Source organism: Paracoccus cavernae, from assembly GCF_042430175.1.
GTDB lineage: Bacteria > Pseudomonadota > Alphaproteobacteria > Rhodobacterales > Rhodobacteraceae > Paracoccus > Paracoccus cavernae.
In genome coordinates this window covers 262,425-287,382 of sequence record NZ_JBHMDZ010000006.1, presented here as the reverse complement: position 1 = coordinate 287,382, position 24,958 = coordinate 262,425, and the positions used below count along the sequence as shown (strand labels likewise).

Below are 24,958 nucleotides of genomic sequence, written 5' to 3'. Positions count from 1 at the left end.
ATGAGCACGCCTCCGCCCCCCGCCATCCCGTTCGTGCGCAGCGCCATGCTGCCGCCCGAGGCCCCGCCGGCCCGCGACAGCGGCGTGATCGGCTGGCTGCGCGAGAACCTGTTCTCCGGGCCGCTCAATATCGCGCTGACCGTGCTTGGCGCGTTGGCCGTCTGGCTGCTCGTCGCGCAATTCGGGCCTTGGCTCCTGCATGCGGTCTGGAATGCGGATTCGCTGGCCGAGTGCCGCCGCATCATCGCCGAGCGCTGGGGGCCGGACGCGAGCGGCGCGTGTTTCGCGGTGATCAAGCACCGCTGGCACCAGTTCCTGTTCGGCTTCTACCCGCGCCTTGAGTACTGGCGCCCGACTTTGGCCTTCGGGCTCTTGTTCTTCGCCATCGCACCGGTGCTTTTTGCCGACAGCACGCGGATCCGGCGCATCGTTCTGGCGGTGGCGACGGTGCTGACCTTCATCTGTTGCCAGCTGATGGGCGCAAGCGGGCCGCAGCTCGCGGGCGTTGCGGTGCTCTTGGTGGCTTGGGTCGCGCTGATCGAATATCTGCCGCGCCGGGCGCTGCTCGCGACGCTGCTCTATCCGTTCATCGGGGTCTGGCTGTTGTGGGGAGGCTCGATCTGGTATCCGCTGATGGCTTTGGCGGGCTTCGTGATCGGCTTTGCGGTTTGGCGGGCGCTGGCCTCGCGGCTCGGGCTGATCGGGCTCGCGGTCGGCGTGGTCGCCGCGCTGCTGTGGTGGGGCTTCGGCTACGGGCCGGTCGGCGGCTGGCTTGCCGGTGTGCTGCCCTTCGAGCTGCCGCGTGTCCCCTCGACCCAGTTCGGAGGCTTTGTCCTCTCGATCACCATCGGTGTCGCCGGGATCGCGATGTCGCTGCCGGCAGGCGTCATCCTTGCGCTGGCGCGCCAGTCGAACCTGCCGGTGGTCAAGATGCTCGCGATCATGTTCATCGAGTTCATCCGCGGCGTGCCGCTGATCGGGATGCTCTTTGTGGCCTCGCTGCTACTGAACTACTTCCTGCCGCCCAAGGTGCAGTTCGACATCATCCTGCGCGTGATCGTCATGGTCACGATCTTCGCTTCCGCCTATATGGCCGAGGTCGTGCGCGGCGGTCTGGCCGCCTTGCCGCGCGGCCAATACGAGGCCGCCAATGCGCTCGGCCTCGACTATTGGAAGGCGCAACGGCTGATCATCCTGCCGCAGGCGTTGAAGGTTGCGATCCCCTCGATCGTGTCGACCTTCATCGGCATGTTCAAAGACACGACGCTCGTGACCTTCGTCGGGCTTTACGACCCGCTCAAGGCCATGTCGGATTCCGTGCGCGCCAGCTTTGAATGGAAAGGGGCCTATTGGGAGCCCTATCTGTTCGCGGGCGCGATCTTCTTCATCCTCTGCTTCGGCATGTCGCGATATTCGCTCTATCTCGAGCGGCGGCTGAAGCGCGACAGCCGTTAGGGGGCCGCCATGAGTGACCAGATGCCGAACCGGACCGAGGCGCACGCCGCCCAATTCGCGATCGAGATGCAGGATGTGAACAAGTGGTACGGCACGTTCCACGTTTTGCGCGACATCAACCTCAATGTCGCGCGAGGAGAGCGGATCGTGATCGCGGGGCCTTCGGGCTCGGGCAAATCGACGCTGATCCGCTGCATCAACCGGCTCGAGGAGCATCAGCGCGGCCGGATCGTCGTTGACGGGGTCGAGTTGACCAGCGACCTGAAAAACATCGACAAGGTGCGCTCCGAGGTCGGGATGGTCTTCCAGCATTTCAACCTCTTCCCGCATCTGACCGTGCTCGAGAACTGCACGCTTGCCCCGATCTGGGTGCGCAAGGTTCCCAAACGTCAGGCCGAGGAAACCGCGATGCATTTCCTTGAAAAGGTCCGCATCCCCGAACAGGCCAACAAATACCCCGGCCAGCTTTCGGGCGGCCAGCAGCAGCGCGTGGCAATCGCGCGGTCCTTGTGCATGCAGCCGCGCATCATGCTGTTCGACGAACCGACCTCGGCGCTTGATCCCGAGATGATCAAGGAGGTGCTCGATACGATGATCGAGCTGGCCGAAGACGGCATGACCATGCTTTGTGTCACCCACGAGATGGGCTTTGCCCAAGCGGTGGCGCATCGGGTGATCTTCATGGATCAGGGCCAGATCGTCGAGGAAAACGAGCCGAACGCCTTCTTCAACAACCCCCAGAACGAGCGTACGAAACTTTTCCTCAGCCAGATCCTCGGGCATTGATCCGGTTGTTGCCTGTTTCGCCTTGGCCGGTCTATCTTGCAGCGACGCTGACGGAGGCACAAACATGAACCAAACGTTATTCCTGCTCATCGGAGTTCTGGGCCTCGCGGGGCTGGGGTCGTTGATGTCGAGCAATGACGATGCACACGGGCCCGATGATGCGGACGATCTGTTTGGTGATCGCACGGTCATTCAGGGCTCGGACGGCGAGGACACGATCACCGGCACCGCCGAAGACGAGGCGATCTTGTCGGACGGCGAGGGTGACGAGGGCACCGGCGGCGCCGATCTGGTTGATGGCGGCGGCGGCAACGACCAGATCTGGACGGGCTACGGCGATGATACCGTCATCGCGCAGCCGGGGGATGACGAGGTCTATCTGGGCCGCGACGACGACCTTTACGGCGCCTATAATCCGGGCGTGGACGAGGGCAGCGACACGATCGTCGGCGGCAGCGGCAGCGACGTCATCATTACCAATGAAGGCGAGCACCGCGTCTTCGGCGACGATGATCCCGACCATATCGACTATGACGATTACGAACCGCGCGGCAATGACGAGATCTATGACAATGGCGGCACGGTCTATGCATATGGCGGCCGTGGCGACGACCTGATCTGGTCGCCCGACGATTCCAATCCGGATGCGCCCGATACGCTTCTGGGTGGCGACGGCAACGACACGATCTATGCCGGCGGCTATGACAGCATCGACGGCGGCAGCGGCTCGGATCTTTACGTCCTGCGCGGCGATGCCTCGGGGCCGGTCGATATCCAGTACGGCCGTCAGGATTCCATCGAGATCGCTTTGCCCGACGATTATGCCGGCGACCGCGAGGTCGAGCTGGTGCAGGACGGCGACAATGTCCGACTGGTGCTGGACGGCCGCGATGTGGCGCTTCTGCGCGATGTCGAGACGCGCAATGTGCGCTCGGTCAACCTGATCAGCCAGGGCAATGCGCCGCAGCCGCCGTGGCTCTCGGGCGGCAATTGATCGCGCCACAGCCGGTCGGTCGATGAATGAAAAACCCGCCGTCCGGTTCTTCGGGCGGCGGGTTTCTTTTCGGGCGAACCTTTCGGGATCAGCGCAGGATTACAGCGCGGTCTTGCGCGATTCCTCGAGATAGATCTCGCGCAGGCGGGTCGCGACGTGGCCGGGCTTGCCCGTGCCAAGCTGCACGCCGTCGATTTCCACGACCGGCGTCACGAAACCCGAAGCCGAGGTGATGAAGGCCTCGTCGGCGTTCTGCGCCTCTTCGATGGTGAAGCTGCGCTCTTCGACGCTCATCTGCGCCTCGCGGGCAAAGCGCAGGACGGCGGCGCGGGTGATGCCGTGCAGGATGTCGTGGCTCAGCTCGCGGGTGATGATCGTGCCGTCCTTGACGATATAGGCGTTGTTCGAGGTGCCCTCGGTCACCTTGCCGTCCTCGACGAGCCAGGCATCGTCGACGCCTGCGGCCTTGGCCTCCATTTTGGCGAGGCTGGGGTAGAGCAGCTGCACGGTTTTGATGTCGCGGCGGTGCCAGCGCAGATCCTCGACCGAGATCACGCGGATGCCGGTTTTCGCGGCGGGGGAATCGGCCAGACCGGGCTTGGACTGGGTGAACATTACCAGCGTCGGCTGGGTGTCGGCGGGCGGGAAGGCGAAATCGCGGTCGCCGGGGTTCCCGCGCGAGACCTGCAGATAGATCAGCCCGTCGGTGATCGCATTGCGCGCGACCAGCTCGCGCTGCGCGGCAAGATAGGCCGCGTCGTCAAGCGGGTTCTTCATCGCCAAAGCGTCGAGCGAGCGCTGCAGGCGCACCATATGGCCTTCGAAATCCAGCAACTTCCCGTCGAGAACGCTGACGACCTCGTAGACGCCGTCGCCCATCAGGAAGGCGCGGTCGAAAATCGAGACCTTCGCTTCGGTTTCGGGCAGGTATTCGCCGTTGAGGTAAACTGTACGCGTCATCCTATCTCTCCTATCCCCATAGAGCGGGCGTTGCAGGAATGATCCTCGATTGCTCGTAAATCAACCCGTTTTCGCGGTCTTGCGACAGAAGCAGCGGCCCGTCGAGGTCAACAAAAGCCGCGCCTTGCGCTACAAGCATGGCAGGTGCCATCGAAAGGCTCGATGAAGCCATGCATCCGACCATCAGACCGAAACCCTGCGCGAGGGCCTCGGTTTTCAGGGCCAGAGCCTCGGTCAGACCGCCGGTCTTGTCGAGTTTGATGTTGATGAGATCATATTTTCCCGCGAGATCGGGCAGGCTGTGGCGGTCGTGGCAGCTCTCATCCGCGCAGATCGGCACAGGGCGGGGCAGGTCGCGCAGGGCGTCATCCGCGCCCGCAGGCAGGGGTTGCTCGACCAGGGCCACCCCCAGCGCGGCCAGTTCCGGCACCAGCGCGAGATAGCTTTCCGGCGTCCAACCCTCGTTCGCGTCCAGAATCAGCGCGGCATCCGGCGCACCTTCGCGAACGGCGCGCAGACGCGGCAGATCGTCGGCCGTGCCGAGCTTGATTTTCAGCAAGGGCCGCGCGGCATTGGCGGCCGCCTTGGCGCGCATCGCTTCGGGCGTGTCGAGCGAGAGGGTGAAGGCCGTCGTCAGGGGGTGCGGCGCGGGCAGGGACAAAAGCTGATGGACCGGCCGTCCCGCCGTTTTCGCCGCGAGATCCCAAAGCGCGCAATCGACCCCGTTGCGCGCCGCCCCTGCGGGCAGAAGCGTCTGGAGAGCGTCAAGCGTCACATCCTCGGGCAGCGCGCCGATCTGGGCCAAAACGCTTTCCACCGATTCGCCATAGCGCGCATAGGGAACGCATTCGCCGATGCCGGTGATGCCGCCGCGGGTGATTGCGACCTCGATGACCTCGACATGGGTTCGAGAGCCGCGCGCGATGGTGAAATGGCCGTCGAACGCATAGCGGCGCATCTGGGCTTGGATGATCATGGGAAATCTTTCTGCAACTGCGAAATGGGCTTGAAGGTGCCTGCGCAACAATCTAACAAGACTGCAAGCATCGGTGTAATATCGTTACTCACGGAGTTCGCTATGTCATTTCGCATCCAGCCTGCCGCACCCGCGCGCCTGAACCGCTGCCAGCTTTTCGGACCGGGCTCGCGCGAGGCGCTTTTTGCCAAGATGGCAAGCTCGGCGGCCGATGTCATCAACCTTGATCTCGAAGATTCCGTCGCGCCCGACGACAAGGAACAGGCGCGCAAGAACATCATTCAGGCAATCGGGGATATCGACTGGGGCAACAAGACGCTGTCGGTGCGCATCAACGGGCTCGATACGCCCTTCTGGTACCGCGATGTGGTGGATCTGCTCGAACAGGCCTCGGACCGGCTCGACCAGATCATGATCCCCAAAGTCGGCAATGCCGCCGATGTCTATGCGGTGGATGCTTTGGTCAGCGCGATCGAGGCCGCCAAGGGCCGCAAGAAGCGCATCAGCTTCGAGGTCATCATCGAAAGCGCCGCCGGCGTTTCGCATGTCGAAGACATTGCCGCCTCCAGCCCGCGCCTGCAGGCCATGAGCCTCGGCGCAGCGGATTTCGCGGCCTCGATGGGGATGGCGACGACGGGAATCGGCGGGACGCAGGAAAACTATTATATGGCCCATGAGGGCGCGAAATACTGGTCGGATCCGTGGCATTGGGCGCAGGCCGCCATTGTCGCCGCCTGCCGCACCCACGGCGTTCTGCCGGTCGACGGGCCTTTCGGCGATTTCGGCGACGACGAGGGCTTCCGCGCCCAGGCCCGCCGTTCGGCAACTTTGGGGATGGTCGGAAAATGGGCGATCCACCCCAAGCAGATCGCTTTGGCCAATGAAATTTTCACCCCTCATGAAAAGGTCGTAGGCGAGGCGCGCGAGATCCTTGCGGCAATGGAAGAAGCGAAGAAAAATGGTGCCGGAGCGACGGTATACAACGGTCGACTTGTTGACATAGCGTCCATTCGTCAGGCACAAGTAATCGTGAAGCAGGCAGAACTGATCGCCGCTTCATCATGACGAATACCCGGATGGCTGCGCGGGGAGGCAAAGCCATCCAAATGGGGGAGGAGACAGGCCCTGCGGCAGCGCGGGGCCTGTTACATTCGGGGCCCCCGCAAAGACCCCGAACAGCGCTCAGAAGTCGAAGAGATCCGACAGGAACGACTCGCGCTTTTTCTTTCTGCCGTGACCGTAATCATCATCATAACGACGGTAGTCGTCGCGATCATCGCGGCGGTCGTCGCGGCGATCATCACGACGGTCATCGCGGCGGTCGTCGAAACGGCGGTCGTCACCGCGTTCTTCGCGGCGCTCGGGTTCCTGACGCGGCGCGGGGGCCGCTTCGGCGGCGGCACGCTCGAGGATCTTGTCCAGCTCGCCACGGTCCAGCCACACGCCGCGGCATTTCGGGCAATAGTCGATCTCGACACCGTTGCGCTGGCTCATGGCCAGAGTTTCACCGTCGATCGGGCACTGCATATGGAGCTCCTGTCCTTGTCCGCCTTCGACGTGGGGGCGCGAGTGCCGTGCGACAAGGGTGTGGGGCTCAAGTCTTTTCGTCGAAAACCCGCCATTCCTCGGGAATTCGGGGGGCTGCGGCGACCAGTCGCAGGGTGGTGGGATGTTTGGGGGCATCCATGACGCCGATTGTCGGTCCGGTCTCGACGATGCGGCCGCGATCCATGATCGCGACACGCTCGGTGATCTGGCGCACCACCGAGAGGTCGTGGCTGATGAAGAGATAGGCCATGCCGTAATCGCGCCGCAGCCGCGCCAGAAGGTCAAGCACCTGCGCGCGCACCCGCACATCCAGCGCGCTTACGGCCTCGTCCAGCACGATCAGGCGCGGCCGGATGATCAGCGCGCGGGCAATGGCGATGCGCTGGCGCTGGCCGCCGGAGAATTCGTGGATATAGCGGCCCATCGCCTCGGGGCCGATGCCGACCTCGGCCAAAGTCTCGGCAACGCGGTCGCGCCAATCCTTGGGGCGGCCGGCGAGATGGAAGGGCTCGGCCACAAGCTTTTCGACGCGCCAACGCGGATCGAAGCTGCCGAACGGGTCCTGAAAGACGACCTGCATCTTGGCGCGCATCGCTTTCGTCATCCGGCGTCCGGCCTGCACAGGCTCGCCGTCAAGCAGGATGCGCCCGCCTTGAAGCGGGTCGAGGCCGAGAATGGCCCGCGTCAGCGTCGATTTCCCGCAGCCCGATTCTCCGATCAGCCCCAGCGATTCGCCCGCACCCAGTTCGAGGCTCGCGTGATCGACCGCGCGCAGCCGCTGGCCGCGCTCCAACGTGCCGCGCGGCAGGTGATAGTCGCGCACCGCATTCTCGACCACCAAAAGCGGTGCGCCGTCGCGAGCCGGTGCCTCGATCAGCGGCGGTTGATGGTTCGAGGCGGCGAAAAGCTGGCGGGTATAGGCGTGGGGCCGGTCGCGAAAGAGCCGCTCGGTCGGCGCGAGATCGACGATCCTGCCCGATTTCATCACCGCGACCTGATCGGCAATCCCCGCCACCACCGCGAGATCATGGGTGATGAGCAAAAGCGACATGCCCTCGTCGCGCACCAGCCCCTGCAGCAGCGTCAGGATCTGGGCTTGCGTGGTCACGTCGAGCGCGGTCGTCGGCTCGTCGGCGATCAGCAGGGCGGGGCGCGTGGCAATGGCCAGCGCGATCGCCACACGCTGGCGCTGGCCGCCGGAGAGCTCGTGCGGGTAAAGCGTCAGCGGAAAGCGCGGCTCGGCAAGGCCCACGCGGTCGAGACGTTCGCGCGCGCGCGTCAAGGCCTCGGCGCGGGGCAGGTTCTCGTGGATGCGCAAGACCTCGGCCACCTGATCGCCGATGGTCATCAGCGGATTGAGCGCGGTCATCGGCTCCTGAAAGATCATGCTGATCGATTTGCCGCGGATGGCGCAAAGATCGCGCTCGGGCAGGGTCAAGAGGTTGCGGCCGGCGAATTCTACCGTGCCTGTCGCCTCTGCACGGCGCGGCAAAAGCCCGATCACCGCCAGCGCCGCCATTGACTTCCCCGAGCCGCTCTCGCCCACCAGTCCGGTGATCTCGCCCGCCTTGAGGCTGAGCGAGATGTCATCGAGGATCGGGGTCGTGCCGATGCCGACCGAGAGGTTGCGGATCTCGATCATGGGCGCTCGCGCAATCTGGGGTCCAGTGCATCGCGCAACCCGTCGCCCAGCAGGTTGAGCCCGAGCACCGTGACCACGATGCACAGGCCCGGAATGATCGCGACATGGGGCGCGAGTGTCACCATGGTCTGGCTTTCGGCCAGCATGCGCCCCCAGCTTGGCGTAGGCGGCTGCGCGCCGAGCCCGACATAGGACAGACCCGCCTCGGCGAGGATGCCGAGGCTGAACTGGATCGTACCCTGAACGATCAGGAGATTTGCGACATTGGGAAGGATGTGCTCGAGGCTGATGCGGGCGGGGCCCTTGCCCGCGACTTCGGCCGCGCGGATATAATCGAGCGTCCAGAGCGGCATGGCCGCGGCGCGGGTGATGCGGGCGAAAACCGGGATGTTGAAGATCCCGATCGCGATGATCGCATTGGTGGCCGACGGCCCGAAGACCGAGGTGATGAGGATCGCGATCACGAGGCTCGGGAAGGCGAAGACCAGATCGTTGCCGCGCATGATCAGGTCGTCGAGCCATGACCCGCGCCGCGCAGCCGCGATCAGCCCCAAAGGCACTCCGGCCAAAATGCCGATCCCCACCGCGACCAGCGCCACGGCGATCGAGACCCGCGCCCCCACCATCACCATCGACAAGATGTCGCGGCCGAAATGGTCGGTCCCGAGCCAATGGCTCGCCGAGGGCGGTTTGAGCTTGTCGGCAATCGCGAGCTGCGTCACCGGATAGGGCGTCCAGATCAGCGACAGGAGAGCCGCGAGGATCGCGACACCGGCCAATGCGCCGCCAAGGATCAGGGTTGCCCGCGTCGTCCTGCTCATCGGCGCAGCCTCGGGTCGACCAGCGCATAGCCGAGATCGACGATGAAGGTCACGATGATCACGGCCGCGACCATGACAAGGACCGAGGATTGCACCACGATCAGGTCGCGCTGGGTGATGGCCTGAAAGATCAGCCGGCCCAGACCCGGCAGGTGAAAGACGTTCTCGATGATGATCGCGCCCGCCAGCAGGAAGGAGAACTGCATGCCCAGAATGGTCAGGACGGGGATCAGGGCATTGCGCAGGGCGTGGCGGCGCAGGGTCTGGCCGCGCGAGAGCCCCTTGGCGCGGGCGGTGCGGATATAGTCCTGATCCAGCGTCTCGATCAGGCTAGAGCGCAGCACGCGCGCAAGGATCGCGGCCTGCGGGAGCGCCAGCGCGATGGCGGGCAGGGTCAGGGCCTTCAGCGCGGCCAGAGGATCGCTCCAGCCCGGAAAGCCGCCTGCGGGCAAAAGTCTGAGCTTCACCGCGAAGACCAGCACCAGCAGCATCGCGAACCAGAAATTCGGCAGCGCGATCCCGATCTGGGTCACGCCCATGACGGCGCGGTCGGTTCCGCGCCCGCGCCAGCGCGCCGCGATCATGCCGATGGGAAAGGCCAGCAGCGTCGACAGCACCAGCGCCAGCACCGCCAACGGCAAAGAGACCTGCATCCGCGTCGCGATCATGCCGGCAATCGGGGTCTTGTAGGTGAAACTCTGCCCGAAATCGCCCCGAAGAATTCCGCCGATCCACGAGAGATAGCGTTGCGCGAAGGGCAGGTTCAGCCCCAATTGCTCGCGCAGAGCCGCCAAAGTATCGGGCTGCGCGCCGGTTCCCAGCATGAAACTGGCCGGATCGCCGGGGATCATCGCGATCACCGAAAAGATCAGCACCGAGGCCACAGCAAGGCTGAGACCAAGCGAGATCAGGCGGCGAAGTACATATCCCATCATCTCGGAACGCTAGGAAGCTGGCGTGATCCCGTAAAGGGCGCGGTTGATTTCATGCGCCGAATGCCATGCGCAAGGGCAGGGCTGCAACAGGCTTTGTCAGGGAACCTCCAACTTGCCGATGAGGGGCAGGTCGTCTTCGGGACCAACGCTGTGACGCTCGATCATGCGGTGGACCGGCGGGCCGCCCTCGCCGCGATGGAGCGCGGCAAGCTGCTCGGTGACCTTCGCATCGGATTTGGTGCGGCGCATGTTGTGGCGGACGTAATCGTCCCAAGTCGCGATATGGTAGCTTTCCGACCAGTGGTTGGGGTTCTCCAGATCGCGCAGCAATGCCCAGCCGCGTGCACCGTCGCGCCGGCGGATGGTGCGGCGCTGGGCCATCAGGTCAAGAAATTGCGGCACGTCGTTCTGGTCGATCTCGTAATCGATCATGATCATGATCGGGCCGGAGCGCCCGCGCAGATCGACACGCAGTTGCGGCTCGCGGAAGGAGTTGATCGGATCGAGGTTGAGCGAGCCGAATTCGGGCACGCTCAGCCAATGGCCAAGCGCCGCGCCCAGCAGTAGCGGAACCGCCGCGCAGGCCAGCGCCGCGTCGATGCCGTAGGAGCTCGCGATCGAACCCCAGACCCATGACCCTGCCGCCATGCCGCCGAAAGTCGCCGTCTGGTAAAGCGCCAAGGCCCGCGCCACCACCCAGCGCGGGGTCGAGAGCTGGACCGAGACGTTGAAAAGCGACAGCGCGAGCACCCAGCCCGCGCCGGCCGGAAAGATTGCCAGCGCATGGAGCCAGACGGAATCGGTGAAGGCCAGCACCAACGCCGCCAGCGCGAAAGCGGCGAAGGAAATGCGCACGATGATCTCGTTCGCAAGGCGCTCGCGGATATAGGGGTTCACCATCGCGCCGAAGATCGCGCCCAGCCCGTAACAGCCCAGCAGCAGGCCGAACAGCAGCGAGCCGCCGTCGGGATGGGATTTCGCAACCAGCGGCAGAAGCGCCAGAATCGAGACCGCCGAAAAGCCGAACAGCCCCGCGCGGATCATCACCCGCACCAGATTGGGCGACAGCGCGACATAGCGCAGGCCGGCCTGAATGGCCGAGCCGAAGGGCTCGCGCGCGGTGGTGCGTTTGGGAATGTCGGGGCGCCAGAGATAAAGCGCGCCCAAAAGCGGTACATAGCTGAGCGCATTGACGGTAAAGGCCGCGGCCGCGCCCCAAGCGGCGGTGATGATCCCGCCCGCCGCCGGCCCGACGCTGCGCATCAGGTTGAAGCCGACCGAATTCAGCGTGACCGCGCTGGGCAGATCCTCGCGCGGGACAAGGTCGCCCATGCTGGCCTGCCATGGCGGGTTGTAAAGCGCCTGTCCCATGCCGATCAGGAAGGTGAAGCACAGCAAAAGCCAGGGCGTCATCATCCCCTGCCATGTCACCACGGCAAGGACCAGCGAGACCGCCGCCATGAAGACCTGCGCCGAGATCAGCAAGGTGCGGCGGTCGAAAAGATCGGCCAGAGCACCCGAGGCCAGCGCGAAGAGCATGATCGGCAGCGTGTTCGAGGCTTGCACCAAGGCGATCAGCGTCGGGGAATCGGTGAGCTGCGTCATCATCCATGCCGCACCGACCGCCTGCACCAGACCTCCGAAATTGGAGACGAGCGTCGCGGACCACAGCGTTCTGAAGTCTTTGTGACGAAACGGGGCGAGGGGAGACTTCTTGTCCGGCAACTCTCTGGATCCGCTTGGCTTCTTGGCACAAGTCTAGCACTCCCTGCGGTGGCGGCAATCCGTCGGAAACCCCGCGCGCGCCGCTTGGATCGGTCGGAGCGGGTTTCGGCGCATGATCGCGGCCCTAGGCGGGAGATGGGGAGCGGAGAGGCGCGGGAATCGGCTGGGCGATATGACCGCAACGCAAGGCAAATGTGGGTCAATGTTGCGGTGTTTGTCATATTCATCGAATTATCTTCGGTCATACGGCTTTCATGGCGATGATTAATGCGTTTATGGGTATTTTTGTGATGAAGAACGGGAAGTAATTTTCGCCAAGACGCTTATCCTCCTGTGAAAGTTTCGACATTTAGGGGTTTCCCGTCATGAAAGTTGTGGTTCTGGGCGCAGGCGTTATCGGCGTGACCTCGGCATGGTATCTGGCTCAGGCCGGCCACGAGGTGACGGTCATCGACCGCCAGACCGGCCCCGCTCTGGAAACCAGCTTTGCCAATGCGGGCGAGGTCTCGCCGGGCTATTCCTCGCCCTGGGCCGCGCCGGGGATCCCGCTCAAGGCGATCAAATGGATGTTCCAGCGCCATGCGCCGTTGGTCTTGCAGCCGCGTTTCGACATGCAGCGGGCAAGCTGGATGCTCCAGATGCTCAAGAACTGCACCTCGACCGCCTATGCGGTGAACAAGAGCCGCATGGTGCGGGTCGCCGAATACAGCCGCGACTGCCTCAAGGATTTGCGCGCCGAAACCGGCATCCGCTATGACGAGCGCATGCAGGGCACGTTGCAGGTCTTCCGCAGCGAAAAGCAGATTGCTGCCGTGGCGAAGGATATCGAGGTTCTGCAGGCCGACGGCGTGCCCTTCGAGGTTCTCGACCGTGCGGGCTGCGTGCGCGCCGAACCGGGGCTGGCCCAATCGCAAGAACTGATCGCCGGCGGTTTGCGCCTTCCGGGCGACGAGACCGGCGATTGCTTCAAATTCACCAATGCGCTGGCCGCGATGGCCCAAGCAGCGGGCGTGACCTTCAAATGGGGCGTCAGCATCGATGCGATCGAGGCCGAAGGCGGTCGGGTGTCGGGGGTCAAGACCTCGGCAGGCCGCATCACGGCGGACCGCTATGTTTTGGCGATGGGCAGCTATTCGCCCTTCCTCGTGCGCCATCTCGGGATCAAGCTGCCGATCTATCCGCTCAAGGGCTATTCGCTGACGATCCCGATCGAAAACGCCGATATCGCGCCGGTTTCGACCGTGATGGACGAGACCTATAAAGTCGCGATCACCCGTTTGGGCGACCGGATCCGCGTCGGCGGGCTGGCCGAGATCGCCGGTTTCGACACGTCGCTGAACGCGCGCCGCCGCGCGACTTTGGCGCTGTCGGTCAATGACCTCTTCGGCGGGGCGGGCAATACCGACAAGGCCCAGTTCTGGAGCGGGTTGCGCCCGATGACGCCGGACGGAACCCCGATCATTGGCGCGACTCCGCTTGCGAACCTTTTCCTCAACTGTGGCCACGGCACTTTGGGCTGGACCATGGCGGCGGGCTCGGGTCGGGTTCTGGCCGATCTGATGTCGGGCCGTCGTCCCGAGATCGAGCACGAGGATCTGGGCTATATCCGCTACACGCAGAAGATGGCGCCGCGCCTGGCGGGCCATGGTGCGCCGGTTCAGGCCTGAGCGCCCTGCGGCAATGACGATGCGCCGGTGCCTACGGGCTGCCGGCGCGTTTTGCCGCATCCTGCCGCAACTCACGCAGGCGTGATAGGCAAAACGAACCAAATGGCAACAGTCGTGACCTGAAAACCGCGCAAGATCGGGGCGGCCCTTGCGGCTTCCCTGTCCGGCAGGCTTTAAATGCTGGATGCGAATCGCGGTCTTGGTCTGCCCCATGGCCGGATTCGGGAACCTGCGTTTCTGCTGTCACGGCGGCCTCGATTCAGGGGCGGCCGCGTTACGAAGGAAGAACATGATGAGAATCGCCCCGCTGACGCTGATTCTGGCCCTTGGCCTGGCGGCTTGTGCTCCGCAGCCCCAACAGCAACTGACGCCCGCCTCCACGACGCCCAATATCTACCAAGCGCGTGTCGACGCCGGTCCGAACGGTCAAGCTATCGATATTCCCGCTGTGCGTCCCGCTTATCTCAACGAGCGCAACTCGCGTCAGCGCGTGGCCTATAACGGCCCCGAAGCACCCGGCACCATTGTCGTCGACCCCTATGCCCGCCTGCTCTACCACGTCATGGAAAATGGCGAGGCGATGCGCTTCGGGATTGCGGTCGGCCGCGCCGGTACCGGCTTCAAAGGCAATGCCACGATCCGCCGCAAGGCCGCTTGGCCCTCGTGGACGCCGACCGCCAATATGGTCCGCACCGAGCCCGAGCTTTACGGCCACCTGCGCAACGGTCTGCCCGGCGGCGCCTCGAACCCGCTCGGCTCGCGTGCGCTCTACCTCTATCAGGGTGGCCGCGACACGATGTACCGCATCCACGGCACGATGGACCCGAGCTCGATCGGCAAGGCCACCTCGGCCGGCTGTATCCGCCTCTTCAACCAGGACATCATGGATCTCTTCGACGAGACCCCGATGGGCACCAACGTCAAGGTCCGCAGCCAGGCCGAAAGCATCGCGCTTGAAGGCCGCCAGATTGCGACGCCGGACGGCTACCTGATCCCCGAGGCCGAGGCGCAAGCCGCTGCCGTCGTCCAAGAGGCCGCAGTGCGCAACTGATCGCGCGCTTCAAACGAAATCCGGCGCGCGCCCGAAATGCTCTGGGCGCGCGTCTTGCTTTTCAGCATGATGTCGCGTGAATGCCGCGGCGACGGGCAGGGGCCCCGGCCCGCCGCGCCGCATTTGTCATGAGGTCCCTTTGTCCGTGTCGCTGCGTCGTTTCATCCTTGCCGCCCTGATCGGCCTGACCGCCTTGCCTGCCGCGGGCTACGAGGCGATCGATGCGCTTTACGGCATCCCCGCTCCGCGCGCAGTGCCGGCCAAAGCCGATCCCGCCACGCGCAAGGACAGCAAGGAGCGCCGCTGCACCGCCGACGGGCGCTATTGCATAACGTTGACCAATTATATCCCCGATGTCTGCCGCACGATCGAGGATGCCTCGAGCCATCACGGCATCAACCCCCACTTCCTCGCGCGCCTGCTGTGGAAGGAAAGCCTGTTTGAGCCGAGCGCGGTCAGCCCCGTCGGCGCGCAGGGGATCGCGCAATTCATGCCGGGCACGGCGGATCTCGTCGGCCTCGACGATCCCTTCAACCCCGCCAAGGCAATCGATGCCTCGGCAGGTTATCTGCGCAAGCTGACCGATGGTTTCGGCAATATCGGCCTTGCCGCTGTCGCCTATAACGGCGGCGAGGGCCGCGCCTCGCGCTTCAAAACCACCGGCGGCTCGCTCCCTTGGGAGACGCAGGATTATGTCGAGGCGATCACCGGCTACAACGCATGGATCTGGCGCGACGAGCCGCCCGAGCCCTCGAAGGTCGACATCCGGCTCGACAAGACCGCAGCCTTCTACGATGCCTGTGTCACCTTGGCGGGCAACCGCAAGCTCCACGAATTCGAGACGCCCCAGCGCGCTTGGCCCTATGGCGTCATCCTCGCCTCGCATCCGAGCAAATCTGGGGTCAACCAGCAGATCCAGCGGTTGAACCGGCAATTGCGTCCGATCCTCGGCGGCAAACGGGTGAGCTATGTCCAGCGCCGCCTGAACGGCTCGCAGCGCCGCGTCTATACGGCGCAGCTCGGCTATAGCAACAAGGGCGAGGCGAATGCCTTTTGCACCCGCTTGCGCAGCCTCGGCGGCCGCTGCCTCGTGCTCAAGAACTGAGGCGGCGCCAAAGGCCGGCAGCCTTCGCTTTGACACAAATACCTTGCGGGGGGTGCGGGGGGCGCAAAGCCCCCCGCTTTTCTTATCCGCGCGGCTTCTATTCGCTCCAGCGCACCGCGCCCAGATCATTGGCGGGCATGGGCGCATTGGCCCAAAGCCCCTCGATCCTGGCATTGGCGACGCCGATTTTCGGCAGCTGGAACAGATAGACGTTGACCGCATCATCCGCGATCATCTTTTGCGCGTCCTTGAGCAGCGCCGAGCGCGCCTCGGGCTCCACGGTCTCCTGCAGCTTGGCCATCAGTGCTTTGAATTCCGGCTTGGCATAGTGGAAGTAATAGCCGTCACGGCCATAGATGCCGATGTCGAGCGGCTCGACATGGCTGATGACGGTCAGGTCGAAATCGCCGCCGTTATGGACGGTTTCCAGCCATTGCGCCCATTCCATATTGGTGATCTCGGTCGCGATGCCGACGGCGGCCAGCTCGGCCGCGATGATCTCTCCGCCGCGCCGCGCATAGGGCGGGGGGGGCAGCGCGAGGCGCAGCTTGAGGCCCGAGACACCCGCCTCGGCCAGCAGCGTCTTGGCCTGTTCGGGGTCATAGGCCGATTGCGCGGTCAGATCGATGTAATCGGGGTTATGGGGCGCGAAATGGGTGCCGATCGGCGTGCCGTAGCCGAACATCGCGCCGTCGATGATGTCTTGACGGTTCACCGCATGGGTGATCGCCTGCCGCACCCGCAGATCGTCCAGCGGCGCACGGGTGTTGTTCATCGCAAGGATCGTCTCGCCCTCGGTGGTGCCGACGATGACCTTGAAGCGCGGATCGGCTTCAAGCTGGGGCAGGGTCTCGACGGCGGGATAGTTCGGGAAGGCATCGACATCTTCGGCCATGATCGCCGCGAAAGCCGCCGTCGGATCCGATATGAAGCGGAAGGTCGCATCGGTGATCGCGGGCTTCTCGCCCCAATAGCCGTCATAGGCCTGCAGGCGGATCAGATCGCCCTGACGCCATTCGCCGAAACGGTAGGGGCCGGTGCCGACGGGTTTGGTGGCGATGCCCGCGATGCTGGCCTCGTCGACCATGACGGCATCGCCCCAGGCCATCTTGAACGGAAAGCCGCCGTCCGGTCCTTTCAGCGTGACGCGGACGGTCAGCGGGTCCAGCGCCTCGACGGATTGGATGCCGGTGAACAGCTCTTTCTGGGCATTGGTGCTGTCCGGGGCGCGGGCGCGATCGAGCGAGAAAATCACGTCCTGCGCATCAAAAGCCGCGCCGTCGTGAAAGGTGACGCCGTCGCGCAGATGGAAGGTATAGACCTTGCCGCCCTCGGTGACATCCCAGCTTGCCGCGAGCCCGGGCTGGACCGAGCCGTCCGGCGCGATCCGTGTCAGCCCCTCGAAAAGATTGGCATAGACGACTTCGTCAACGGCTGCGGCAGCACCTTCGGTCGGGTTGAGGTTCGGCGGTTCGAGCACCATGCCGAGGGTGATCTGGGTCGGGGCGGCAAAGGCCGCGCCGGTGGAAACCGCCAGAATGGCGGCGGCAAGCGTTGATCTGGCGAACATGAGGCCCCCTCGCAATCTTTGCCCGCATCTTTGCGGGCTCGGGGCCTGCGGATCAAGTGCGCGGTTCGGTCAGCTGCTGGACAAAACCGGCGCACATCAGCCAAAGCGAGGTGATCACGAGACCCCAATGCGCCCAGCTTTCCGGGTGGAAATCGACCGCTACCGCCCAGCCCGCGAAAAAGACCCAGCCTGCCGTCATCGGCAGCGAGACCAGCCGCCAGCGCGTGGTGCGCACGGGGTGGATGAATTTCACATTGGTGAACATCGTCACCGTCAGCACGATCACCAGCAGCAGGCTGACCCACCACACCGGCTTCAGCGCGAACAGCACGAGCACCAGCATGTTCCAGCAGGCCGGAAAGCCCGCAAAGGAATAGTCGCGCGTTTTCATGCGCGTATCGGCAAAGTACAGCACGCTGCCATAGACGATGGCGATGATCGCCAGCCAACCCGTCCATCCCGGCAGCAGCCCCGACATGAAGAGCGCATAGGCGGGGATGAAGACATAGGTCAGGTAGTCGACGATCATGTCCATGATCACGCCGTCATAGGTCGGCCAGTTCTTCTTGACGTCGAAATGGCGTGCGAGCGGCCCGTCTACTCCGTCAACGATCAGCGCGACCAGAAGCCAGAGAAACATCTTCGACCATTCGCCCTGCACCGCGGCCAGCATGGCGAGCATCGACAAAACCGCGCCGGTGGCGGTCAGAAGATGGACGGAGAGGGCTTTGAGGCGAGGGGTCATGATGAATTACTTTTGTTACCGATGGGTGATGGTCGCAAGTCCGACAACCGTTTTGGCTGCAATCGTCACGCAATTGACGCATTAGCGCATCACATGGCCCGCTGTCATGCCGCGAATTCGTTAGGATGCGAACTCTTCGCGGTGGTAGCCCTGCAAATACAACAGCGCGGTCAGATCGCCGTGGTTGACGCGCAGCTTGGCCTGGGCCGCGACCGAGGGCTTGGCATGGAGAGCGACACCCGCTCCCGCAAGCTGGATCATGGCCAGATCATTCGCGCCGTCGCCGACCGCAATCGCCTGTTCGACCCCGAGGCCGAGGCGGTCGGTGATCTCGCGCAGGGCCTCGACCTTGGCGGCGCTGCCGAGGATCGGACGGGCGACCTCGCCGGTCAGGATGCCGTCTTTGGCGTAAAGGACATTGGCGCGGTTCTCGTCGAAACCCAGTTTCGCGGCGATCGGGCCGGTGAAAACCGTGAACCCGCCCGAGACCAGCGCGGAATAGGCGCCCTTGGCGCGCATGGTGGCCAGCAGGGCCGGACCGCCGGCAGCAAGGGTGATGCGCGAGGCCAGAACCTCGTCCACGACTGATTCGCTCAGCCCCGCGAGGAGGCCGACGCGTTCGTTCAGGGCCTCGTCGAAGTTCAGCTCGCCATTCATCGCGCGCGCCGTGATCGCCGCGACACGCGCACCGACACCGGCGAAATCAGCCAGCTCGTCGATGCATTCCTGATTGATCATGGTCGAATCCATATCGGCGATCAGGACGGATTTGGCGCGCCCTTCGCTGGTCTGGATCGCGAGATCGAAGCCTTCGGCCTGAAGCTGTGCCCAGGCCTCCCAGAAATCGGCAGGCGCGGATTGCACCGCGAATTCCGCAGCGATTCCAGTGTCGAGCCAACGCGTCCCGCCTGCGTTCCAGCGGCTTCTGAGCGCGTCGATACGGGCCTGGCGCAGGTCGGCGCGGCTGGGTGCGGCAAGGATGCTGACGGTGAACATGGCGCCTCCGGTACGGCCAGAATTTGCGCTTGGCCTAATCGAAAGGGGGCGGCCTTGCCAGCAAAATGCCGCGCGGGAGCCGAAAATGCCGCATGTGCAAATACGGTGAATTTTTTTCTTGCGCGACGTGGGGCGGAGGTTTAACCCAGTCAGTGGGACACCTCACCCCAACGTGAGGCTTTTACCTGGAAGGGTAGTATCATGACTGCACAGACTCCGGCTACGCGGCCGGCCAATCCGCGTTTTTCCTCGGGCCCTTGCGCCAAAATCCCCGGTTTTGATTTGACGATGCTTTCCGATGCGCCTTTGGGCCGCTCGCATCGCTCGACCGTCGGGAAAGCAAAATTGGCCGAGGCCATTGATCTTACCCGTGAAATTCTGAACGTGCCTGCGGATTACCGCATCGGCATCGTCCCCGCTTCCGATACCGGCGCTGTGGAAATGGCGCTCTGGTCGCTTCTGGGCGCACGTCCCGTCGAGATGCTGGCATGGGAGAGCTTCGGCGAAGGCTGGGTCACCGATGTGGTGAAACAGCTGAAACTGGACGCCACCACCCGCAAAGCCGATTACGGCCATATCGTCGATTTCGAGGATGTCGATTTCGACAAGGATGTCGTTTTCACCTGGAACGGGACGACTTCGGGCGTGCGTGTCCCCAATGGCGACAAGATCCCCGCGGATCGCGCCGGTCTGACCATCTGCGACGCGACCTCGGCCGCTTTCGCGATGGATCTGCCCTTCGACAAGCTCGATGTGGTGACGTTCAGCTGGCAGAAAGTGCTGGGCGGAGAGGGTGCGCATGGCGTCCTGATCCTGAGCCCGCGCGCGGTCGAGCGTCTGGAAAGCTATGTGCCGGCATGGCCGATGCCCAAGATCTTCCGCATGACCAAAGGCGGCAAGCTGATCGAGGGCATCTTCAAGGGCGAGACGATCAACACGCCGTCGATGCTGTGTGTCGAGGATTATCTGGTCGCGCTGAAATGGGCGCAGGCTCTGGGCGGCAAAGACGCGCTGATCGCGCGTTCGGATGCCAATGCCAAAGCCATCCGCGACTTCATCGCGACCCGCGACTGGATCGCCGATCTGGCGGTCGATCCGGCGACGGCCTCGAATACCTCGGTCTGCCTGCGCTTTACCGATGCGCGCATCAAGGACGGAGCGGCTTTCGCCAAAGCCGTCGCGAAACGGCTGGAGAAAGAGGGCGTGGCTCTTGACGCCGGTGCTTACCGCGATGCGCCTGCCGGTCTGCGGATCTGGTGCGGCGCGACGATCGAGACTTCCGATGTCGCGGCTTTGATGCCCTGGATCGAATATGCCTTCGAGGCTGAGATCGCGGCCCAAGGCTGACAGATCGGCCCGCGTGAGGCCGGGGGCCAGCCCCCGGACCCCCGGGGTAGTTACCTGATGAAGAAATTGCAGCACGGGGGAACGATTCCCCCGCTCGGATCTGCTTACCCAAAGGATAGAGAGATGCCCAAGGTTCTCGTTTCGGACAAGCTTTCGGAAACCGCCGTCCAGATCTTCCGTGATCGCGGCGTCGAGGTGGATTATCTGCCCGATGTCGGCAAGGACAAAGAAAAACTGGCCGAAATCATCGGCAATTACGACGGTCTGGCCATCCGCTCGGCCACCAAAGTGACCGAGAAGCTGCTGGAAAGCGCGACCAATCTCAAGGTGATCGGCCGCGCCGGTATCGGGGTTGATAACGTCGATATTCCGGCGGCCTCGAAAAAGGGCGTGATCGTGATGAACACGCCGTTCGGCAACTCGGTCACCACGGCCGAACATGCGATCGCGCTGATGTTTGCGGTGGCGCGCCAGCTGCCCGAGGCGAGCGCCTCGACCCATCAGGGCAAATGGGAGAAGAGCCGCTTCATGGGTGTCGAGGTCTTCAACAAGACCTTGGGCATCATCGGTGCGGGCAATATCGGTTCGATCGTGATCGACCGCGCGCTTGGTTTGCGCATGAAGGTTCTGGCCTATGACCCCTTCCTCTCGGAAGAGCGTGCGCTCGAACTGGGCGTGAAGAAGGTCGAGCTGGACGAGATGCTCGCCAAGGCCGATTTCATCACGCTGCATGTGCCGCTGACCGAAAAGACCCGCAATATCCTGTCGCGCGAAAACCTCGCGAAGACCAAGAAGGGTGTGCGCATCATCAACGCAGCGCGCGGCGGTCTGATCGACGAGGAGGCATTGGCCGAGCTGCTGAAGTCGGGCCATGTCGCCGGTGCCGCGCTTGACGTTTTCGCGACCGAACCCGCGACGGAAAGCCCGCTGTTTGGTCTGCCCAACGTCGTCGTGACCCCGCATCTGGGTGCCTCGACCAATGAGGCGCAGGAGAATGTGGCGCTTCAGGTGGCCGAGCAGATGGCCGATTACCTGCTGACCGGTGCGGTGCAGAACGCGCTGAACATGCCTTCGGTCACTGCCGAAGAGGCCGCGATCATGGGGCCGTGGATCAAGCTTGCGGGCTATCTCGGCAGCTTTGTCGGCCAGATGACGGACGAGGCGATCACGGCGGTGAATATCCTGTATGACGGTGTCGTGTCCGAGATGAACCTCAATGCGCTGAATGCGGCGGTGATTGCGGGGATGATGAAAGTCGTCAATCCCGACGTGAACATGGTCTCGGCCCCGATCGTCGCCAAAGAGCGTGGCGTGCAGCTGGCGACCACGCATCAGGACAAGCAGGGCATTTTCGACGGCTATATCAAGGTGACCGTCGTCACCGAAAAGCGCGAGCGTTCGGTTGCGGGCACGGTCTTCTCGGACGGCAAGCCGCGGTTCATCCAGATCCGCGGGATCAACGTCGATGCCGAGATCGGCGAGAACATGCTTTATACCCGCAACAAGGACGTACCGGGCGTGATCGGCGCTTTGGGGACGGTTCTGGGCGATCTGGGCGTGAACATCGCCAACTTCACCCTTGGCCGCACCAAGCAGGGCGATGACGCGATCGCGATTCTCTATCTTGATGAACCGATCCGTGCGGAAGTGCTTGCCACTTTGCAAAAGACCGGCAAATTCTTGCAGGTCAAGCCGATGCGCTTCGAGGTCTGAGCCTTTTCGCATCGCTGTCGGAACCAGCCCCTCGCCCGGACGTTGGCGGGGGGCTTCATTATGGAAGGGTGGCCATGCGGGTCTTTGCGATCGGCGATATTCACGGCGAGATCGACAAGCTGAAGGCGTTGCACGAGCAAATCGCGCGCTTTGGCGGGGCGGATGCGCGCATCATCCACGTCGGCGACCTGCTGGATCGCGGCCCCGATTCCCGCGCAGTCGTCGATTATCTGCGCGAAGGTCTGGCGAAGGGGCGCGACTGGATCGTCCTCAAAGGCAATCACGACCGTTTCCTGCCGAACTTTCTTTACGAGCCCGACTGGATCGATCCGGGGCTGAGCTCGGGGGCGCATTGGGTCGATCACGAGGGCTTGGGCGCGGCGGCCACTTTGGCAAGCTATGGCGTCAGTGCGGGGCAGGAGCGCGCCGCGCTGCACGAGCAGGCGCTGAAAGCCGTGCCCGCCGACCATGCGCAATGGCTCGATCACCTGCCGCTTTATCACGAGGAGCCGGGCGCGCTTTTCGTTCATGCCGGCATCCGTCCGGGCATTGCGATCGAGGATCAGCGCGAGCAGGATCTGTTGTGGATCCGGCAGGGCTTTCTCGATAACGTGGAGGATCACGGCCGGCTGGTCGTTCATGGCCATACGCCGGTCAAAGAGGTCCAGCATCTCGGCAACCGCCTTGCCATCGATACCGGCGCGGTTTTCGGCGGCAAGCTGAGCGCGGTCGCGTTGGACGACAAGGGCGTGAGTCTTCTGGGCGAGGACGGTTTCGCGCCGCTTCTGCCCGCAATGCGGGTGCAGGCATGAGGGCTGTGGTTTTGGCGGCGGCGCTTTTGGGCCTTGCAGGCGGGGCGCGTGCGGAGGTCGTCGGCAAGGTTGGGGTCGACTGGACCGGAAACGACATTCTGGTCGAGGCTTTCGCCGATCCCAAAGTGTCGGGCGTGACCTGCCATCTCGCCTATTTCTCGCGCTCGATGATGGACCGCGTTTTTCAGGGGAACTGGTTCGAGGATCCGTCGAACTCCGCGATCGAATGCAGCCAGACCGGCGCGGTTGTGGTGGGCGATATCGCCCGCGGCCCTGCGGGGGAGGATGTCTTTTCCGAAGGCCGCTCGCTGATTTTCAAATCCTTGCGGGTCAAACGGATCTATGACGAGGAAAATCAGGTGCTGATCTATCTGTCCCATGCCGACGAGCTGTCGGGCGGATCGGCGAAAATGGCGATATCGACGGTGCCGCTGGCCTTGCCGGGCGAAGATGTCGCGCTGCCGGAAGGGCAGTAAGGGAGGGGAGCCCATGTCTCATACGAAGGTGTCGCCGGTTGTGCCAAACCTGCAAGAGAGTGGACATAAGGCTGATGCGGCGGTATTTGGAGCCGCATCGGGAAAGAGAATGATGCAAGAATCGTCGAAAGTCGCGAAATACAATTTGGGCCAGGTGGTCCGGCATCGCGAGCATCCGTTCCGTGGTGTGGTGTTCGACGTCGATCCGGAATTCGCCAATACCGAGGAATGGTACGAATCCATTCCCGAAGATTCCCGGCCCGCGCGCAACCAGCCTTTCTACCATCTCTATGCCGAGACCGAGGCGACCTATTACGTTGCCTATGTCTCGGAGCAGAATCTGGTCCCCGATGTTTCGGGCGAACCGCTGGAGCATCCCGAAGTGGCGGAAATGTTCGGCGAATTCGTTGATGGCCGTTACCCGCTGCCCTTCAGCCTGAACTGACCGCGCAAACGGCCGCGCGGCGGTGGCGATCTGCCGCAAGGGCGACGGCCTCTGCCCTAGTCATATGCGGCCGCGTCCTTTTCTGGCGGCCGGCAAGGTGCACAGGGCGTGCTATCCGGCTCTGAACTTCTTTCGCCTTCCGAACCTGCCGAATAGGGAACGGTGAAGGCGAGGAAATTGCGCTGATCCTCGCGATAATAGCACATGGCACGGGTCAGATCCTGAATCAGATACCAACCGAAGCCGCCCTCGGGCAGGGTGTCGACGTCGCTCTCCCGCGAGCGGAAGGTGGAAAACGTCGGATCCCCGAAGGGCAGAAGGCACCATTCGGGCAAGGCGATGCCGTCATCGGTGATCGCGCAGGCAAGGCCGTTGTTTTGCCGGATGACGCAAAGATGGATCGTGGGCGCGTGGTCCTTTTCCGGCGGCATCTTCCGGACGAAACTTCGGCTTTCGCGCGCGACGGGCTGGTCCTTGGCTTGAGCGGGCCGCGTGGTGCCTGCGCCTGTTCGTGTCTGCGGATCATGGGCCGCCTCGGGGTCACTATCTCCGGCCGAAAGCGAGAGCGCGTCACCGCCATGTTCACAGATATTGTTGAGCACCTCGGCCAGAGCAAGCTCGAGCCGACCGATGCTTTCGTCATCGACCTGATTGTTGAACCTGACCCTGAGCGCGAGCAATGCGGCGCGCACCGCGATGTTGTCCGCGCGAAAGACGCGGTGATACATCGGCTGCCGGCGAACTGCGAAAGGGGGCGGGCTTCTGTCGCGGCTCGATCCCATCGCTTTAACCCGGACGGTTCTCGGGGGGGGAGGCCGCGTCTGGGGCACCGACGCTCGACCTTCCGTCGATCAGCCGGCCGTCGGTGCCGTTTCCGGCTTGGCCGATGATCTTGAAGACGCTGTTCATATGGGTGAGGCGAAAGACGCGTTCGACATTCGGGGTCAGCCCCGCAAGCTGCAGTTCGCGCCCCTCGGGCATGGCCTTGAGCACGGCGATCACCGCGCCCAAGCCTGAACTATCCATGAAATTCACTTGCGACAGGTCGAGAATGATCCCTGCACCCGCTTGGGGGAGGATTTCGCGCATCCGGTCCTTGAAGGCCGTCGCGATCGCCGCATCGAGCCGCGCCTCTTCGATGGTGACGATCTGTCTATCCTCTTGGGACGAGATGGAAAGTTTCATGGCT

The 24,958-nt window shown here is 63.7% G+C and carries 24 protein-coding genes; 12 read left to right on the top strand and 12 right to left on the bottom strand.

What is annotated here, in order from left to right; genetic code table 11:
* From ACFFUC_RS08210 to ACFFUC_RS08200, 3 genes are all read left to right on the top strand, one after another.
* Complete coding sequence (locus tag ACFFUC_RS08210; protein ID WP_377685217.1) at positions 1-1,455, top strand: ABC transporter permease subunit; 1,455 nt, start codon at positions 1-3, stop codon at positions 1,453-1,455.
* Positions 1,456-1,476: 21 nt separating this feature from the next.
* Positions 1,477-2,241: an amino acid ABC transporter ATP-binding protein gene (locus tag ACFFUC_RS08205; protein ID WP_377685308.1), complete on the top strand. Its 765-nt coding sequence runs from the start codon at positions 1,477-1,479 to the stop codon at positions 2,239-2,241.
* A gap of 64 nt (positions 2,242-2,305) precedes the next feature.
* A complete protein-coding gene (locus tag ACFFUC_RS08200; RefSeq protein ID WP_377685215.1) occupies positions 2,306-3,235 on the top strand; it encodes a calcium-binding protein in 930 nt (309 codons plus the stop codon).
* A 99-nt stretch (positions 3,236-3,334) separates the two neighbouring features.
* Here the strand turns inward: ACFFUC_RS08200 and ACFFUC_RS08195 are convergent, their stop codons facing one another.
* Positions 3,335-4,195: a D-amino-acid transaminase gene (locus tag ACFFUC_RS08195; protein WP_377685213.1), complete on the bottom strand. Its 861-nt coding sequence runs from the start codon at positions 4,193-4,195 to the stop codon at positions 3,335-3,337.
* Between the two features lie 10 nt (positions 4,196-4,205).
* The gene (gene dgcA, locus ACFFUC_RS08190) at positions 4,206-5,171 is read right to left on the bottom strand and encodes an N-acetyl-D-Glu racemase DgcA (RefSeq protein WP_377685211.1); all 966 of its coding nucleotides are present in this window, start codon (positions 5,169-5,171) and stop codon (positions 4,206-4,208) included.
* 102 nt (positions 5,172-5,273) lie between these two features.
* On the opposite strand from dgcA, the gene ACFFUC_RS08185 reads away from it, so the two are divergent.
* Positions 5,274-6,236 carry an L-malyl-CoA/beta-methylmalyl-CoA lyase gene (locus ACFFUC_RS08185; protein WP_377685209.1) on the top strand — a complete coding sequence of 321 codons (963 nt, stop codon included), beginning with the start codon at positions 5,274-5,276 and terminating at the stop codon, positions 6,234-6,236.
* Between the two features lie 117 nt (positions 6,237-6,353).
* Here ACFFUC_RS08185 and ACFFUC_RS08180 read toward each other — a convergent pair whose 3' ends face one another.
* The 5 genes from ACFFUC_RS08180 to ACFFUC_RS08160 form a co-directional block, all read right to left on the bottom strand.
* Positions 6,354-6,698 carry a TFIIB-type zinc ribbon-containing protein gene (locus ACFFUC_RS08180; RefSeq protein ID WP_377685207.1) on the bottom strand — a complete coding sequence of 115 codons (345 nt, stop codon included), beginning with the start codon at positions 6,696-6,698 and terminating at the stop codon, positions 6,354-6,356.
* Between the two features lie 67 nt (positions 6,699-6,765).
* Positions 6,766-8,361, bottom strand: coding sequence for an ABC transporter ATP-binding protein (locus tag ACFFUC_RS08175; RefSeq protein ID WP_377685205.1), 1,596 nt, complete (start codon positions 8,359-8,361; stop codon positions 6,766-6,768).
* Positions 8,358-9,182, bottom strand: coding sequence for an ABC transporter permease (locus ACFFUC_RS08170; protein WP_377685203.1), 825 nt, complete (start codon positions 9,180-9,182; stop codon positions 8,358-8,360). Before ACFFUC_RS08170 ends, ACFFUC_RS08175 begins: the two co-directional genes overlap by 4 nt.
* Positions 9,179-10,117 carry an ABC transporter permease gene (locus ACFFUC_RS08165; RefSeq protein WP_377685201.1) on the bottom strand — a complete coding sequence of 313 codons (939 nt, stop codon included), beginning with the start codon at positions 10,115-10,117 and terminating at the stop codon, positions 9,179-9,181. Before ACFFUC_RS08165 ends, ACFFUC_RS08170 begins: the two co-directional genes overlap by 4 nt.
* A gap of 96 nt (positions 10,118-10,213) precedes the next feature.
* Entirely contained in the window at positions 10,214-11,842 is a 1,629-nt protein-coding gene (locus ACFFUC_RS08160; RefSeq protein WP_377685199.1) for an MFS transporter, read from the bottom strand.
* A gap of 365 nt (positions 11,843-12,207) precedes the next feature.
* Between ACFFUC_RS08160 and ACFFUC_RS08155 the strand changes: the two genes are divergently transcribed.
* The 3 genes from ACFFUC_RS08155 to ACFFUC_RS08145 all read left to right on the top strand — a co-directional run bounded on the left by ACFFUC_RS08155 (position 12,208) and on the right by ACFFUC_RS08145 (position 15,665).
* Positions 12,208-13,509 (top strand): D-amino acid dehydrogenase, encoded by a 1,302-nt coding sequence (locus ACFFUC_RS08155; protein ID WP_377685197.1) that lies wholly within the window; start codon positions 12,208-12,210, stop codon positions 13,507-13,509.
* Between the two features lie 292 nt (positions 13,510-13,801).
* A complete protein-coding gene (locus ACFFUC_RS08150) occupies positions 13,802-14,560 on the top strand; it encodes a L,D-transpeptidase family protein (RefSeq protein WP_377685306.1) in 759 nt (252 codons plus the stop codon).
* A gap of 145 nt (positions 14,561-14,705) precedes the next feature.
* Positions 14,706-15,665, top strand: coding sequence for a transglycosylase SLT domain-containing protein (locus tag ACFFUC_RS08145; protein ID WP_377685304.1), 960 nt, complete (start codon positions 14,706-14,708; stop codon positions 15,663-15,665).
* 97 nt (positions 15,666-15,762) lie between these two features.
* Here ACFFUC_RS08145 and ACFFUC_RS08140 read toward each other — a convergent pair whose 3' ends face one another.
* The 3 genes from ACFFUC_RS08140 to serB all read right to left on the bottom strand — a co-directional run bounded on the left by ACFFUC_RS08140 (position 15,763) and on the right by serB (position 18,976).
* On the bottom strand, positions 15,763-17,235 hold the full coding sequence (locus ACFFUC_RS08140) for an ABC transporter substrate-binding protein (protein ID WP_377685195.1): 1,473 nt from the start codon (positions 17,233-17,235) through the stop codon (positions 15,763-15,765).
* A 52-nt stretch (positions 17,236-17,287) separates the two neighbouring features.
* Positions 17,288-17,980: a CDP-alcohol phosphatidyltransferase family protein gene (locus ACFFUC_RS08135; RefSeq protein WP_377685194.1), complete on the bottom strand. Its 693-nt coding sequence runs from the start codon at positions 17,978-17,980 to the stop codon at positions 17,288-17,290.
* A gap of 120 nt (positions 17,981-18,100) precedes the next feature.
* Positions 18,101-18,976: a phosphoserine phosphatase SerB gene (gene serB, locus ACFFUC_RS08130; protein WP_377685192.1), complete on the bottom strand. Its 876-nt coding sequence runs from the start codon at positions 18,974-18,976 to the stop codon at positions 18,101-18,103.
* 198 nt (positions 18,977-19,174) lie between these two features.
* Here serB and ACFFUC_RS08125 point away from each other — a divergent pair, with 198 nt between their 5' ends.
* The 5 genes from ACFFUC_RS08125 (at position 19,175) to hspQ (ending at position 23,769) form a co-directional block, all read left to right on the top strand.
* The gene (locus ACFFUC_RS08125) at positions 19,175-20,323 is read left to right on the top strand and encodes a phosphoserine transaminase (protein WP_377685302.1); all 1,149 of its coding nucleotides are present in this window, start codon (positions 19,175-19,177) and stop codon (positions 20,321-20,323) included.
* Between the two features lie 123 nt (positions 20,324-20,446).
* Positions 20,447-22,036: a phosphoglycerate dehydrogenase gene (gene serA / locus ACFFUC_RS08120; protein WP_377685191.1), complete on the top strand. Its 1,590-nt coding sequence runs from the start codon at positions 20,447-20,449 to the stop codon at positions 22,034-22,036.
* Between the two features lie 74 nt (positions 22,037-22,110).
* Positions 22,111-22,848 carry a metallophosphoesterase gene (locus ACFFUC_RS08115; protein WP_377685189.1) on the top strand — a complete coding sequence of 246 codons (738 nt, stop codon included), beginning with the start codon at positions 22,111-22,113 and terminating at the stop codon, positions 22,846-22,848.
* Positions 22,845-23,324, top strand: coding sequence for a CreA family protein (locus ACFFUC_RS08110; RefSeq protein ID WP_377685187.1), 480 nt, complete (start codon positions 22,845-22,847; stop codon positions 23,322-23,324). Before ACFFUC_RS08115 ends, ACFFUC_RS08110 begins: the two co-directional genes overlap by 4 nt.
* Before the next feature lie 112 nt (positions 23,325-23,436).
* On the top strand, positions 23,437-23,769 hold the full coding sequence (gene hspQ, locus ACFFUC_RS08105) for a heat shock protein HspQ (RefSeq protein WP_377685300.1): 333 nt from the start codon (positions 23,437-23,439) through the stop codon (positions 23,767-23,769).
* Between the two features lie 56 nt (positions 23,770-23,825).
* Here the strand turns inward: hspQ and ACFFUC_RS08100 are convergent, their stop codons facing one another.
* Together ACFFUC_RS08100 and ACFFUC_RS08095 are read right to left on the bottom strand one after the other, a co-directional pair.
* Positions 23,826-24,497 carry an ATP-binding protein gene (locus tag ACFFUC_RS08100; RefSeq protein WP_377685186.1) on the bottom strand — a complete coding sequence of 224 codons (672 nt, stop codon included), beginning with the start codon at positions 24,495-24,497 and terminating at the stop codon, positions 23,826-23,828.
* 58 nt (positions 24,498-24,555) lie between these two features.
* Entirely contained in the window at positions 24,556-24,954 is a 399-nt protein-coding gene (locus ACFFUC_RS08095) for an STAS domain-containing protein (RefSeq protein WP_377685185.1), read from the bottom strand.
* Positions 24,955-24,958: the final 4 nt, after the last annotated feature.

Bases quoted from the DNA above. Each gene is read 5' to 3' on its own strand.
- dgcA (WP_377685211.1), bottom strand. From the start codon at position 5,171: ATGATCATCCAAGCCCAGATGCGCCGCTATGCGTTCGACGGCCATTTC.
- ACFFUC_RS08155 (WP_377685197.1), top strand. From the start codon at position 12,208: ATGAAAGTTGTGGTTCTGGGCGCAGGCGTTATCGGCGTGACCTCGGCA.
- ACFFUC_RS08150 (WP_377685306.1), top strand. From the start codon at position 13,802: ATGAGAATCGCCCCGCTGACGCTGATTCTGGCCCTTGGCCTGGCGGCT.
- ACFFUC_RS08100 (WP_377685186.1), bottom strand. From the start codon at position 24,497: ATGTATCACCGCGTCTTTCGCGCGGACAACATCGCGGTGCGCGCCGCA.
- ACFFUC_RS08175 (WP_377685205.1), bottom strand. From the start codon at position 8,361: ATGATCGAGATCCGCAACCTCTCGGTCGGCATCGGCACGACCCCGATC.
- ACFFUC_RS08110 (WP_377685187.1), top strand. From the start codon at position 22,845: ATGAGGGCTGTGGTTTTGGCGGCGGCGCTTTTGGGCCTTGCAGGCGGG.
- serA (WP_377685191.1), top strand. From the start codon at position 20,447: ATGCCCAAGGTTCTCGTTTCGGACAAGCTTTCGGAAACCGCCGTCCAG.
- ACFFUC_RS08200 (WP_377685215.1), top strand. From the start codon at position 2,306: ATGAACCAAACGTTATTCCTGCTCATCGGAGTTCTGGGCCTCGCGGGG.
- ACFFUC_RS08165 (WP_377685201.1), bottom strand. From the start codon at position 10,117: ATGATGGGATATGTACTTCGCCGCCTGATCTCGCTTGGTCTCAGCCTT.
- ACFFUC_RS08210 (WP_377685217.1), top strand. From the start codon at position 1: ATGAGCACGCCTCCGCCCCCCGCCATCCCGTTCGTGCGCAGCGCCATG.
- ACFFUC_RS08195 (WP_377685213.1), bottom strand. From the start codon at position 4,195: ATGACGCGTACAGTTTACCTCAACGGCGAATACCTGCCCGAAACCGAA.
- ACFFUC_RS08115 (WP_377685189.1), top strand. From the start codon at position 22,111: ATGCGGGTCTTTGCGATCGGCGATATTCACGGCGAGATCGACAAGCTG.
- hspQ (WP_377685300.1), top strand. From the start codon at position 23,437: ATGCAAGAATCGTCGAAAGTCGCGAAATACAATTTGGGCCAGGTGGTC.
- ACFFUC_RS08180 (WP_377685207.1), bottom strand. From the start codon at position 6,698: ATGCAGTGCCCGATCGACGGTGAAACTCTGGCCATGAGCCAGCGCAAC.
- ACFFUC_RS08135 (WP_377685194.1), bottom strand. From the start codon at position 17,980: ATGACCCCTCGCCTCAAAGCCCTCTCCGTCCATCTTCTGACCGCCACC.
- serB (WP_377685192.1), bottom strand. From the start codon at position 18,976: ATGTTCACCGTCAGCATCCTTGCCGCACCCAGCCGCGCCGACCTGCGC.
- ACFFUC_RS08140 (WP_377685195.1), bottom strand. From the start codon at position 17,235: ATGTTCGCCAGATCAACGCTTGCCGCCGCCATTCTGGCGGTTTCCACC.
- ACFFUC_RS08170 (WP_377685203.1), bottom strand. From the start codon at position 9,182: ATGAGCAGGACGACGCGGGCAACCCTGATCCTTGGCGGCGCATTGGCC.
- ACFFUC_RS08205 (WP_377685308.1), top strand. From the start codon at position 1,477: ATGCCGAACCGGACCGAGGCGCACGCCGCCCAATTCGCGATCGAGATG.
- ACFFUC_RS08185 (WP_377685209.1), top strand. From the start codon at position 5,274: ATGTCATTTCGCATCCAGCCTGCCGCACCCGCGCGCCTGAACCGCTGC.
- ACFFUC_RS08095 (WP_377685185.1), bottom strand. From the start codon at position 24,954: ATGAAACTTTCCATCTCGTCCCAAGAGGATAGACAGATCGTCACCATC.